The sequence below is a fragment of the Morganella morganii genome, assembly GCF_041099235.1.
GTDB classification, from domain to species: Bacteria; Pseudomonadota; Gammaproteobacteria; order Enterobacterales; family Enterobacteriaceae; genus Morganella; species Morganella morganii_E.
The window spans coordinates 90,449-103,611 of the sequence record NZ_JBFZSO010000002.1 but is presented as its reverse complement, the minus strand read 5'-3'; the positions used below and the strand labels follow the sequence as shown (position 1 = coordinate 103,611).

14 protein-coding genes are annotated in these 13,163 nt (G+C 46.6%); 3 read left to right on the top strand and 11 right to left on the bottom strand.

The window, feature by feature from the left end; genetic code table 11:
• Positions 1-128: 128 nt before the first annotated feature.
• The 4 genes from potD to potA all read right to left on the bottom strand — a co-directional run bounded on the left by potD (position 129) and on the right by potA (position 4,128).
• Complete coding sequence (gene potD, locus AB7038_RS03855) at positions 129-1,172, bottom strand: spermidine/putrescine ABC transporter substrate-binding protein PotD (RefSeq protein ID WP_369452788.1); 1,044 nt, start codon at positions 1,170-1,172, stop codon at positions 129-131.
• Between the two features lie 217 nt (positions 1,173-1,389).
• Positions 1,390-2,172: a spermidine/putrescine ABC transporter permease PotC gene (gene potC / locus AB7038_RS03850; RefSeq protein WP_004234794.1), complete on the bottom strand. Its 783-nt coding sequence runs from the start codon at positions 2,170-2,172 to the stop codon at positions 1,390-1,392.
• Entirely contained in the window at positions 2,169-3,029 is an 861-nt protein-coding gene (gene potB / locus AB7038_RS03845; RefSeq protein WP_368889835.1) for a spermidine/putrescine ABC transporter permease PotB, read from the bottom strand. Before potB ends, potC begins: the two co-directional genes overlap by 4 nt.
• Positions 3,013-4,128, bottom strand: a complete 1,116-nt coding sequence (gene potA / locus AB7038_RS03840) for a spermidine/putrescine ABC transporter ATP-binding protein PotA (RefSeq protein ID WP_004234784.1) — start codon at positions 4,126-4,128, stop codon at positions 3,013-3,015. Before potA ends, potB begins: the two co-directional genes overlap by 17 nt.
• A 415-nt stretch (positions 4,129-4,543) precedes the next feature.
• Between potA and ahpC the strand changes: the two genes are divergently transcribed.
• Both ahpC and ahpF read left to right on the top strand, forming a co-directional pair.
• Complete coding sequence (gene ahpC / locus AB7038_RS03835) at positions 4,544-5,107, top strand: alkyl hydroperoxide reductase subunit C (protein ID WP_127377912.1); 564 nt, start codon at positions 4,544-4,546, stop codon at positions 5,105-5,107.
• Positions 5,108-5,179: 72 nt separating this feature from the next.
• Positions 5,180-6,754, top strand: coding sequence for an alkyl hydroperoxide reductase subunit F (gene ahpF, locus AB7038_RS03830; RefSeq protein WP_368889834.1), 1,575 nt, complete (start codon positions 5,180-5,182; stop codon positions 6,752-6,754).
• A 51-nt stretch (positions 6,755-6,805) separates the two neighbouring features.
• Here ahpF and yidZ read toward each other — a convergent pair whose 3' ends face one another.
• The gene (gene yidZ / locus AB7038_RS03825) at positions 6,806-7,771 is read right to left on the bottom strand and encodes an HTH-type transcriptional regulator YidZ (protein ID WP_369452787.1); all 966 of its coding nucleotides are present in this window, start codon (positions 7,769-7,771) and stop codon (positions 6,806-6,808) included.
• On the bottom strand, positions 7,764-8,948 hold the full coding sequence (locus AB7038_RS03820) for an MdtL family multidrug efflux MFS transporter (protein WP_369452786.1): 1,185 nt from the start codon (positions 8,946-8,948) through the stop codon (positions 7,764-7,766). Before AB7038_RS03820 ends, yidZ begins: the two co-directional genes overlap by 8 nt.
• A 447-nt stretch (positions 8,949-9,395) precedes the next feature.
• Here AB7038_RS03820 and AB7038_RS03815 point away from each other — a divergent pair, with 447 nt between their 5' ends.
• Positions 9,396-9,797: a hypothetical protein gene (locus tag AB7038_RS03815; protein WP_072868900.1), complete on the top strand. Its 402-nt coding sequence runs from the start codon at positions 9,396-9,398 to the stop codon at positions 9,795-9,797.
• Between the two features lie 49 nt (positions 9,798-9,846).
• On the opposite strand, the gene AB7038_RS03810 is transcribed toward AB7038_RS03815, so the two are convergent.
• The 5 genes from AB7038_RS03810 to AB7038_RS03790 all read right to left on the bottom strand — a co-directional run bounded on the left by AB7038_RS03810 (position 9,847) and on the right by AB7038_RS03790 (position 12,079).
• Positions 9,847-10,185: a tetratricopeptide repeat protein gene (locus AB7038_RS03810; RefSeq protein ID WP_072868899.1), complete on the bottom strand. Its 339-nt coding sequence runs from the start codon at positions 10,183-10,185 to the stop codon at positions 9,847-9,849.
• A gap of 37 nt (positions 10,186-10,222) precedes the next feature.
• Positions 10,223-10,693, bottom strand: coding sequence for a bactofilin family protein (locus AB7038_RS03805; protein WP_369452785.1), 471 nt, complete (start codon positions 10,691-10,693; stop codon positions 10,223-10,225).
• Positions 10,694-10,868: 175 nt separating this feature from the next.
• The gene (locus tag AB7038_RS03800) at positions 10,869-11,009 is read right to left on the bottom strand and encodes a hypothetical protein (RefSeq protein WP_223302422.1); all 141 of its coding nucleotides are present in this window, start codon (positions 11,007-11,009) and stop codon (positions 10,869-10,871) included.
• A 106-nt stretch (positions 11,010-11,115) separates the two neighbouring features.
• Positions 11,116-11,418, bottom strand: coding sequence for a hypothetical protein (locus AB7038_RS03795; protein WP_225904157.1), 303 nt, complete (start codon positions 11,416-11,418; stop codon positions 11,116-11,118).
• 352 nt (positions 11,419-11,770) lie between these two features.
• Positions 11,771-12,079: a helix-turn-helix domain-containing protein gene (locus tag AB7038_RS03790; protein WP_004241177.1), complete on the bottom strand. Its 309-nt coding sequence runs from the start codon at positions 12,077-12,079 to the stop codon at positions 11,771-11,773.
• Positions 12,080-13,163: the final 1,084 nt, after the last annotated feature.

Genomic DNA, 13,163 nt, shown 5'->3' with positions numbered 1-13,163 from the left:
TGTTTAATAATTAAAAACATTTTTGTTTAGCTCCTTATATATCATTGCAATGAAACTATTTAGGTTATGTCACTTTATTGCGGGCATAAAAAAAGCACCCGAAGGTGCTTTTTTTAGCGCCAGTAAAATTAACGACCGGCTTTCAGCTTCTGATAATAGCTTTCATAAAGTACGCTGGCGTCACCCACATCATCCTGCCACTGTCCTTTGCGGATAGTTTCCTCATCCGGATAAAGTGATTTGTCATTCACAATCTCAGCCGGGAGCAGTTTTTTCGCTGCCAGGTTCGGGGTCGGATACCCGATAGTCTGTGCGACCTGTGCTGCAATTTCCGGACGCAACAGGAAATCAATCAGCTTATGTGCACCTTCCGGGTTTTTGGCATTGGCAGGGATAGCCAGACTGTCCATCCAGAAGATACCGCCCTCCTCAGGCCAGACAACATCAATATTCAGGCCGGACTGACGCGCCACATAAGCGGAGCCGTTCCAGATCATCCCGACATTCACCTCCCCTTCCATAAACGGGTTGGCAGGATTATCGGAGTTGAACGCTAAAATATTCGGGCGTAGTTTTTGCAGTTCTTTATATGCCTGCTCAATTTCAGCCGGGTTGGTGGTATTTGCTGAATAACCCAGTTTGCTTAAAGCAATCTGGAACACTTCGCGGGCATCATCAGTCATCAGCAGGCTGTTTTTATACTCCGGTTTCCACAGGTCGGCCCAGGAGGTCACAGAGACCGGATCTATCTCATCACCGTTAATCCCGATAGCAGTCGCACCCCAGATATAAGGGATCGAGTAATCATTTTCCGGATCGAACGGTTTGTGCAGCAGGTTCGGATCCAGATTATCAAAGTGACTCAGCTTTGATTTATCGATCTTCTGCAGCATCCCCTCGTGGCGCATTTTGGCGACGAAATAGGTTGAAGGTACCACCAGGTCATAAGCCCCGTCTTTGTAGGTCTTCAGTTTGGTGTACATGCTTTCGTTGGATTCATAGGTGGAGTAAATCACCTTGATTCCGGTCTCTTTGGTAAACTGCTCTAATAATCCCGGCGGAACATATTCCGTCCAGTTATAGAAATAGAGTGTTTTACTGTCATCTGCTGATGCTGAACTCAAGCCCGCTGCCAGAATGCCGGCACCAAGCAGTAAGGACCACTTTTTCATTTCAGTGTTTCCCTCAACCCGGGTTAATCAGTGAATATCACAGGCGGTAACGCCCCCTTTGTTAATTAAGCAGAGCAATTATAAAAGCGGAAAAGCGGGGGGTAAAGCAACGATTACGTCATAAAACGGTAACAGAATTGAAAATTCTGCGGCAATGCGGGATTATTCACAAAATAAACCGGCGGATCCGCTGAAGACCGCGCCGGTAACAGAAAGGTTACTGCTGTTTGTGTGAGCGGTCACGCAGCACAAGCTGACTGATGATGACCATAAACAGCGAAAGTGCCATTAAAATCGTGGCCAGCGCGTTCACTTCCGGTGAAACCCCGACTTTTACCATCGAGTAGATTTTCAGCGGCAGAATTTCATAGCTTGGTCCGGTAACAAATGAGGACACCACCACGTCATCCATTGACAGGGTAAAGCTCAGCAGCCAGCCCGCGATCACTGCCGGTAACGCCAGCGGCAGAATAATTTTGCGCAGAATGGTGAATTCCCCGGCACCCAGATCACGTGCCGCTTCCAGCATTTTCACATCAAAATCTTTCAGCCGCGAATAGACTGTGACCACCACAAACGGCAGGCAGAAGGTAATGTGCGAGAACAGTAATGACCAGAAACCGAGCGACACCCCGAGGATCATAAACAGCACCAGCAGGGAAATTGCCATCACGATATCCGGTGACATCATCACCACAAACAGCATACCGCCGACAAACGGTTTTCCTTTGAACCGGTAGCGGTACAGTGCCACCGCCGTCAGTGAACCGATAACCGTGGCGAATGTGGCGGACAGAATCGCCATTGTCAGTGAATGACCCGCCGCCTGTAGCAGGCTGTCATTATTGACCAGCGTGCTGTACCAGTCAGTAGTGAACCCCTGCCAGTTGATCCCGAAACGGGATGAGTTAAAGGAGTTCACAATCAGGATGACAATCGGGATGTATAAATAAGCATAGATGATGGTCATAAAACCACCGCGTAACAGGCGTCCTATCATTCCAGTTCACCCTTCTTATTTAACATTTTCGCCGCACGGTAATAGACATACAGCAGCAGCCCCATTGCTGCGGTCAGGAAAATACTGGTTGCCGCGCCAAACGGCCAGTCACGGATGTTCAGGAACTGACTTTTTATCACGTTACCAATCAGCAGATTTTTCGCCCCGCCCATCAGATCCGCCACATAGAACAGCCCCATCGCCGGTAACAGTACCAGCAGACAACCGGCGATAATGCCCGGCATGGTCAGCGGCAGAATAATGCGGAAGAAGGTCTGACATTTATTTGCCCCCAGATCCCGCGCCGCTTCCAGATAAGATTTGTCGAGCTTTTCAATACTGGAGTAAAGCGGCATCACCATAAACGGCAGCAGAATATAGATAAGCCCGAGCACCACCGCTTCAGAGGTATACATCAGCTTAAAGGGTTTATCGATAAGCCCTGTCCATAATAAAAACTCATTCATATAGCCGCGTGTGCTGAGGAAAATTTTCAGCCCGTAAATGCGGATAAGAGAGTTGGTCCAGAACGGGACTATCAGCAGGAATAACATCAGCGGACGATACTTCTGCGGCATCCCGGCAATAAAAGCCGCAAACGGATAGCCGATCAGCAGGCAGCAGACCGTGGCAATCACCGCCATATTGAACGAGTGCAGCATCACCTGTGCATACATCGGGTCAAATAAGCGACGGTAATTGTCGAGGGTAAAGACCATATCGACCAGATTCGCATCATTGCGTGTCAGGAAACTGGTGCCGATGATCATCAGATTGGGCAGGAAAACAAACAGCAGTAACCAGGCGACAATCCCCGTGATCACGATAGTCTGGAATGGTTTACGCGTCATTTTCATCGCCCAGCACCACTTCCCAGCTTTCAACCCATGTCACGGCGATTTTCTGATTCAGCGAGTGATCCACATCCGGATCATCCTCATTAAAGAACTCACTGACCATCACCCGTTTGCCGTTTTCCATCTCCACTTCGGAGTCCAGCGTCATTCCTTTATAGTTACGCTCACGGACATAACCGATAAGCCCGGCAATCGGCTCATTATCATGGATCTCTTCAACGCGCAGATCCTCCGGACGCAGCAGCACATGAACTCTCTGCCCCGGCGTGACATCCAGCGTGGTGTAAATATCACACTCGTGCCCTTCGACATTTGCGCGGATCCGCTGTTCATCGATTCGGTGCAGAACATCTGCATCAAAGATATTAATCTCACCGATAAACTGCGCCACAAACAGGTTTTTCGGCTCTTCGTAGATTTCACGCGGTGTGCCGTCCTGCTCAATCCTGCCGTCGCGCATCACAATGATACGGTCAGACATGGTCAGCGCCTCTTCCTGGTCGTGGGTGACAAACACAAAAGTGATCCCCAGCTGACGCTGAAGAGCTTTCAGTTCACTCTGCATCTGTTTGCGCAGTTTGTAATCGAGCGCGGAGAGGGATTCATCCAGCAGCAGCACTTCCGGTTTATTTACCACCGCACGGGCAATGGCAACACGCTGCTGTTGTCCGCCGGAAAGATGGCCCGGTTTTCGTCCGGCGAAATCTTCCAGCTGCACCATTTTCAGGGCTTCTTCAACACGCTGTGTGATTTCATTTTCCGGGGTTTTCTGCATGCGCAGCCCGAATGCGACGTTTTCAAAAACCGTCATGTGCGGAAACAGGGCGTAGCTCTGGAAAACAGTGTTGATATGGCGCTGTTCAGCAGGGATATGGGTGATATCCTGGTCGCCGAGCATAATAGTGCCTTCATCCGCATCCTCAAGCCCGGCGATTAACCGTAAAACCGTGGTTTTACCGCACCCGGACGGGCCCAGAATGGTGACGAACTCACCATGATTAATTGTGAGGTCGAAATGCTTAATTATGTTCTTGTCGTCAAAGCTTTTGCTCAGCCCTTTCAGGGTGACAAGTGGTGTCAGAGAGGTTGTCTCAGTCATTTATGCTATTCACTCTATCCCGGAGGTCATGCAGATAGAACCGTAACTGAAAAAAGACTGTTAAAGCAGATTGGTCTACTTATGGCCAATGCCCAAAACCAGTTACGCCGTCAAAAAAAGAAGAGGGCATAATAAACACAGCGACCTTAAAATGAAAGCTGAAACGTCATCACGCCACTAATTTTTTGTTCATCTTTATTCATACATATCTTAACAATCATCCCCCTGATTGAATGCATTTTCAAACAGGAATGCGATCTTATTGTCCGTGCGCAATATCTGCCGTTTTGGCGCTGTAAACTATTAAAATAAATCCATTCTCAGGTAAAACCTATCACATCGATAGCAGCAAGCCATTGGCTTCCCTGCGCAGCTTCCCGTATTGTTATTTTCAACGAAACAGGAGGAATCATCTATGTCTTTAATTAATACCCCAATCAAACCTTTCACAAACATGGCATTCAAAAACGGTGAATTCATCGAAGTCACCGAAAAAGACACCGAAGGCAAATGGAGCATTTTCTTCTTTTATCCGGCTGACTTCACGTTTGTCTGCCCGACTGAGTTAGGCGACCTGGCTGACCATTACGACGAATTCCAGAAAATGGGCGTGGACATCTACTCTGTCTCCACTGACACCCATTTCACCCACAAAGCATGGCACAGCAGCTCAGAAACCATCGGCAAAATCAAATATGCCATGATCGGTGACCCGACCGGCGCACTGACCCGTAACTTCGAAAACATGCGTGAACTGGAAGGTCTGGCTGACCGCGGTACGTTCGTTGTTGACCCGCAGGGTATCATCCAGGCGATTGAAATCACCGCTGAAGGCATCGGCCGTGACGCATCTGACCTGCTGCGTAAAGTAAAAGCGGCTCAGTATGTTGCCAGCCATCCGGGTGAAGTCTGCCCTGCCAAATGGAAAGAAGGTGAAGCGACTCTGTCTCCGTCACTGGACCTGGTCGGTAAAATCTAAGACCCCCTCTCCGTCTTCTTTCTTATTTACTGTTATCGGGTGCATTGCACCCGATTTTTTAAGGGAATAATCATGCTCGATAACACAATGAAAGCGCAGCTTAAAGCGTATCTCGAAAAATTAACCCGTCCGGTTGAGCTGGTATCAACCCTTGACGACAGTGCTAAATCCGGTGAAATCAGGACATTATTACAGGAAATCGCTGAGTTATCGCCGAAGATTATCGTTCGCGAAGATAACAGTGCTTCTGCACGCAAGCCGTCATTCCTGATTGTAAATCCGGGACAGACTCAGGGTATCCGCTTTGCCGGTTCCCCGCTGGGTCATGAATTCACCTCACTGGTGTTAGCACTGTTACAAGTCGGCGGTCACCCGTCGAAAGAAGCACAGGAATTACTGGATCAGGTGCGTAATCTGGAAGGTGAATTCCATTTTGAGACCTATTATTCACTTTCATGCCATAACTGCCCGGATGTGGTGCAGGCACTGAACCTGATGGCGGTACTTAATCCGGACATCACACACACGGCCATTGACGGCGGTCTGTTTCAGAATGAGATCACCGAACGCAACATCATGGGCGTGCCGGCGGTTTTCCTGAATGGTAACGAGTTCGGTCAGGGTCGTATGACACTGGCGGAAATCGTCAATAAAGTGGATAGCAACGCCGGTAAACGTGCAGCTGACGCTCTGAATCAGCAGGCGCCGTATGAAGTGCTGATTGTCGGCAGCGGCCCTGCCGGGGCATCCGCTGCTGTGTATGCCGCCCGTAAAGGGATCCGTACCGGACTTATCGGTGAGCGTTTCGGCGGCCAGGTGCTGGATACCGTGGATATTGAAAACTATATCTCCGTGCCGAAAACCGAAGGCGCAAAACTGGCTGCAGCACTGAAAGTGCATGTGGAAGATTACACCGCAGATGTGATTGATAACCAGAGCATCACGGCGCTGATCCCGGCCACAGAACAAGGCGGCCTGCATCAGTTACAGACCGCGTCCGGTGCCACCCTGAAAGCGCGCAGCGTCATTATCAGTACCGGAGCCCGCTGGCGTAACATGGGTGTTCCGGGCGAGCAGGAATACCGTACCAAAGGGGTGACTTACTGCCCGCACTGTGACGGCCCGCTGTTCAAAGGCAAATCCGTGGCGGTGATCGGCGGCGGTAACTCCGGCGCGGAAGCAGCTATCGACCTGGCCGGTGTGGTGGAACACGTCACCCTGCTGGAATTTGCCCCGGAACTGAAAGCCGATGCGGTGTTACAGCAGAAATTACGCAGCCTGGCAAACGTGGATATCATTGTGAATGCACAAACCACCGAAGTGCTCGGCGACGGCAGCAAAGTGACCGGCTTACAGTACAAAGATCGTGTGTCCGGTGAGCTTCACACACTGACACTGGCGGGGATTTTCGTTCAGATTGGCCTGCTGCCGAATACGCAGTGGCTGAAAGGAACACTGGATCTGAACCCGATGGGTGAGATTGTGGTCGATGCCCGTAACGAAACCAGCATTAAAGGGGTGTTCGGTGCCGGTGACTGTACCACCGTGCCGTACAAACAAATTATTATCGCGGCAGGCGAAGGGGCCAAAGCGTCACTCAGCGCCTTTGATTACCTGATCCGCACCAGTACCAGAACCGCTGAATAGTCCGCTGTTCAGTTGTTGTACCCAAAGGCATCCGGGGGCGGATGCCTTTTTTTATTCTCCGGTAAACGCCCTCACACTCTGCCGGATCTGTTCCCGCAGCCAGCGGGTTTTCTGATTATGCGCGTTGCGTTTATGCCAGAGCATCAGAAACGGAATATCCAGCTGGCGGTAAAACGACTCCTCAAACGGCAGCGGGCGGCACTCCAGATCCAGCTGAAATTTCGTCACATAGTGGCTGCAGTAACCCGGCGCACAGGTGATCAGTTCGTGTCCCGGATGCGCGGCCATCTGCAGTGATTGCTCAAAAGAGGAATAAGAGAGCCGGATCTGACGCGAATAGCCGAGATCATGCAGTAAATCATCCAGTGCCCACGGGATCCGGTTCGCATATTCCGTACTGATATGCGGGTATTTGATCAGATTACTGATAGTCCACGCTTCACTGAGCAGCGGATGTCCGCGCCGGATAAACGCCAGCGGTCTGTCTGTGAACAGCAGATCAAAATTGACAATATCCGGGATCGCGCTGATGCTCTCCCGCGACTTCGGGTAACTTTCGCGTCCGAGCAGACCGATATCCGCCTCTCCCGCAATCACTTCACTGAGTGAGTTATAATCCCAGTCACGGATACTGACCGCCGACTCCGGATAGTGATTCAGGATCGTGACCGCCAGGTCATGCAGCATGATCAGGTTCAGCGGCTCTTCCATCAGCAGACGGAACTGCACCCCTTTCGGGTTATCGCTGTCGCGGATCTCCGCCACCGATTTGGCGGTATGGAGAAATTCCGGCAGCACCCCTTCCAGACGCAGCATCAGCGGTGTCGGTATTAATCCCTGCGGACTGCGGATAAACAGCGGATCATCAAACCAGGTTCGCAGTTTGGTCAGCGCTTTACTGACCGCCGAAGGGGTCACTGCCAGCCGGGCCGCAACCAGGCTCACGCTCCGCTCTTCCAGCAGATACTGGAGGATGATAAGCAGATTTAAATCGAGGCGGTGCAGTGATTTATTCATAAAGCGCCCGGCGGTTTCCGCTGCTGACAGGATATCGTTTCAGTAATATCGCACCCGCCGTGGCGGTTGTCAGCAGAATAATCAGCAGCATTGCCACCGCGCCGGTTTCTGCGGCAGCCATCAGCCGGATATAAAGCGAGGCAAAACTGAGCTGGGCAATCGCCAGCACCGAACTGGCCACACCGGCGCGCTTTGCAAACGGCGACAGCGCCTGACTCATGATAATCCCGAACATCAGTGAAAACCCGGCACCGCACAAACCAAACACAATAATCAGTATCAGCGTGTATTCCGCCCCGGACAAAAATATTCCCAGCAACGCGGCATTGAGCAGGAACAATCCAAGCGCGGCATATAAAATGGCATTACTGCTGAAAGCGGCGATAATTTTCGGCATGGAAAAAGAGACACTCATGCTGACCATAGCAAGCAACGCCATCGCCGCTGAAAACTGACCGGAGGTGAATTGCATCTGTCCCATCAGAATAATCGGCGACACATTCACATAAGTCAGGATCACGCCCATTCCCAGGCAGGAAATCACCAGCCGTGTCAGGAAAAAGGCATTCAGAAAACCTTCCGGCTGTTCATTTCCGGCAACTGCTGCTGTTTCCGCCGTGTGTTTATCCGGCCGGGTCTCTTTAATAAAGAACAGACAGAAAATAATGCTCACCAGCGCATAGCCCGCAGAAAAGTAAAACATCACGGACCAGTGAAAATACAACAGGATAAGAAAACCAATCACCGGCGCCAGTACCGGCGCAATGCAGGTAATACCGTTCATCATAGAGAGGACTTTTGTCCGTGCCGGACCGGGGAGCACATCGCGCAGCAGGGCAAACGTCACCACATAGCAGAACCCGGCACCTGCGCCCTGGGCAAAGCGGGCAGCGAGGAAAAACCCGGTAGTGACAGCGGACCCGGCAGCCACCGACGCCAGACAAAAAATAACCGCGCCGGCCAGTGCCACTGGTCGGCGCCCGATATGATCAGCACACCATCCGGCAATCAGCATCATGGCCGCCATTCCGGCAAGATATACGGAGAAAGCAGTATACAGTGCGCTTTCCGGGGCATTCAGATCCGCAGCAATCTGCGGAATACCGGTCAGATGCAAATCAACCCCGAGCGGGTACATCAGTACAATCCAGAAGCTGAAAATCACATATTTAAGCATCACTCTATCCCAATCAAAAAGTCATCTGTGAGATTGTAACTATCTGTTTTTCCTTACCCTACTGATGAATAGTAAAAAGGCGTTTTCCGTTGCGGAAAAGATGATTTCCTGCCACGACATAACAATGCAGGGCGGAAAAATATTTTTTATTTACTCCGCGGCAAAATACCGGTTATATATATACTATGATGCTTATTACCACTCTTATAACGTGTATATAATCATATCCTCTGTACCTTGCATTACTTATATTGCGTCACGACAAATTTAATAATAAAAAATATAATCATCAGTATATTTATCACCAAAAAACCAAATAAAAACATGATAATATTATGCTTATTTCGTCACACTCTATTCATATACAAACACTACAGACATACTTTAATGTATAACCCTCTCTGTTTTTAAAATCAGATACAATATATACCCGCCAGAGGAGTTATCATGCGTTTTAAAACATTAATTCTGATTTCGGGATTACTGACCACATTGTCCGGCTGTACCACCCCGTCACGGCAAATGGCCTCTCAGCCCCCGCAACCTGCGGCAGAGCCGGTAAAACTGCTCCCTGCTCCGGCACAGAATTCCACCAGTGACAGCTGTATTGATGATATGTATCTGCTGCGCAAAACGAATGCCAATGATTACCGTGTGTTATCCGGGAAATACAGTGAAGTGATGAATGAGTTTAATTTCCTGCGGGAAAATGAAAGTATCATGGACAATGATATTAAAATTTATATGAGAAACAGCCTGACGATAAAACTCGGTAAGGTATGCAGTGATATCAAACTAAGCGCGTTCCGCTCAATCAAGAAAAAATCCAGTCTGAAGGCCGGTTTATAAATAAAAAAGGCTTGCAGTTAATACAAGCCTTTTTAGTCTCTGTTTATTATCAGTCAGGATTCTGTTCAATAATATCCAGGCAGTACTCAGAAAGCAGATTAAGGAATGCAAAATAGTTTTTTTCATTATAATACTGAAGCGCCAAAAAACGTTTTGCATCTGAATCACCTTTTCCGGCCGCAATAAGCAAATAATACTTTCCCTTTTCAATATCTTTTTTTACACCGTAACGTCCGGTGAGATACAGTGTTCCCAGTAAAAACTGAGCATTTGTCTCTCCCTGCCCTGCTTTTATACTCAGCAGCTCAACATTTTGCGGCGGCGTTCCCGCAGAACAAAGTAACGGGATAAAAAGCAGCGCTATCAAAATCCGGGAATATATTTTCATTTTTCCTTTATCCGTTAACAGTGTGCCGGGACAAATATCATTTTTGATTTATTATCTTTTCTTTACCGGCAACAACGATATCAGGGTTTACTTTATTACTCTTATAAGGTTCGGACTGGCCGGTAAAACGCCCGCCGGTAATAATGGAAAATGCTTCTGCACGGCATACACCATTAAGTTCGCCCTTTTGTAAAATTTCCGTATTTTTAGCACAGCAGGTGCCTTTCATAAGACCATTAATTGAAACATACTCCGCCGTCACATCACCTTCAATAACCCCTTTTTCCATAACGGAAACTTTAAAAGCACCGGCATTGATATTCCCTTTCACTTTCCCGAATATTTCAATATTACCGCCAGGAATAATATCACCGGTTATTTCACAGCCGGTTCCCACAATAGTAATACTTTTACCGGCTGGTTCATTTTTTACCGGCTCTGCTTTTACCGGTTCCGCTTTCATGGGTTCTGCTTTATCTTTTTTATCGTCTTGTCTGAATAATGCCATAAAAAAACGCCTTCCTGTTGTGATGAAAAATAATACAAAAAGAAGTAAAGAATAGATGCTCACATGAAAATACAATTCTCTCCCGGAAGAGATAATAGCTATCAGTATCCCTCCCCAGAGAAACCAGAGACTGTATAAATACAAATGTATTTTCATTCGTTCAGTATCTTTACGTTTACTGGTATACCGGCACATCACTGATACAATTTATATTGATCTGGATATGCACACCATTCTCTTCATCGATATAAAACACGACGTTATCACCGTCATAGTGATATTTAATATCACAATCCTGTTTAACAAATTTTTTCATTATATTTGCCAAATCAGTTTTCATATCATCAAAAATCATAGTTCCTCCTGATGCTCAGGTTTAAAGTGACAACAAATACATCTGAACAGAACTGCATAAGGTAAAGCTATGGTTTTTCATCATAGATAACCATATAACTGCTGGTATTTAATAAGTTATTTTTTTGATTATTTTTCAGATCTTTTTCCAGATCACCGCCGAATCCGGTTTGCACATCGTATCCGTTATTATCAAAGAATGCCTGCCAGGCACCGGCGATCTCATCCGAGTAAAACTGATCACCGGATTCATCGCGCTGCACCGGAACCGCCGGTAATGTACTGAACACATCACTGTGCGGGATCCGGCTGCCGGGCGGCAGTTTTCCGGCAGGCTCCGGCAGTGTGGTCAGATCCATCGGAAACGGCATGCCCCGTCTGCCGGATAAAAAGCGGTTTCTGAGATCATCCGGAGACACGGCGACAACTGCCCCGATACCCTCTATTGTTTCCGATATTACCGGCTCAGATTGTCTGATCTCCGGCTTTGATGCAGAGGATACTGCGACTGAAACCGGAAAAATAAACGGCAAGGAAAACAGCAGATATAATCTTATTTTTTTCATATTAAATTTTTTATATGACATAAACATAAATATGTCCCGGTCCCGGATTTTCAGAGTTAATGATGATAAAATAATTTATCAATAAGTACCGACGATATCCCCATCATAATGGTTTTATGCATTATTTCTGTATAAATATACTTTATTATTGTTTAAATCATTTTCCGTAATCATTATAGTACGATTGTTCTATTCTTCCTTCGTGCTCACCGACCTTGTGGTGGTAATAACTCCCTAATACCGAGAATAAATTATTAACATCGTTTGGTGTCATTTGAAGAGCAGCAAAATAGCGCATAAGCATGTCCAGGTTAAAACAATTCACGCCTCTTTCATAGCGGGAGATCTGTTGCTGACTGATACTTAAAATTTTTGAAAGTTCAATACCGGATAACCCGAGCTGCCGGCGTTTATTTTTAAGAGCCTGGCCTATTACGCTGGAAATAGGATGAATATTTTTAATCACAAATCCTCCTGACGACTACATTACACTCTGACTACTATTTATTATAAATAAAACAATATGTACTCTGTTTTATATGCCATGTGAAATAATGATAATCACTGAAAAGATAAACTAATATACTGCATGCCTGTTTAAGACAACTCCTTCTTCAGTTAAAAAAGATAAGCATGATAATACATTTTCACTCCACGTGAGAGTAAAAATGCTATTTTCAGCATTCATTTTGTTAAGTAGTTAACTATTTTATTGATAACAATGTCACAGTGGCAGAGATTAATGATCTCTGCTATCCCGTGTACGGACAAACATTATCGTCACTGATATGTCAGCCGTATTTCTTTTTCTTATCGCCGGGGAAATTGGTATTACAAGACAATCACGAAGATCATTTTGTCGCCATTTACCTGTTATCGTTAATAACCTTCTTTATATAAGTTATTTTATTTTCATGTAAAGAGTAAATGACTTATGGCGGTGTGTGCAAATTTTTATTCACCTCTCCATTCAAATCGAACAATAGATTAAACCTATCAATAAAAATTTATTCATACCCGAAAAATAGCATAATAAGTCAAATTTACTAACTACATCAGTAAGTTAAATTGAAGTGACTGTTTTTACACAATAAATACGATTTATCCTAAATATCCCCCCCACTCCTCTCGCGATTACGTTTGAAGCACTCTGTTACACATTAATCATATTTTTTCACAAAAACACCATTGTAACGCACTAATTATTAACAAATAATTGCATTGGTAACTATAATTACTCGTGGTATTCCATTCCGGATTAATAGTATAAAAACGCGTATTATACTTATAAAATCCCGTCAATTAGTATGATCATCTGATATAAATCTGCAGATCTGAATAAATGTATATTTGCCGAAAAAAACCATCTGAACATCTGAAATACAATATGTTCACCGGGATTTATCACCCCCGCGCCGGTATTACCAATGTTATTCCTCTTTTCACACGAAATAAAAAGCTCCGGCTGTCATACCGGAGCTTTTCGTTATATTACCGTCATATCAGATTATGAGATACAGATCACGTATTATCCTGTGGTCTGAACGGCT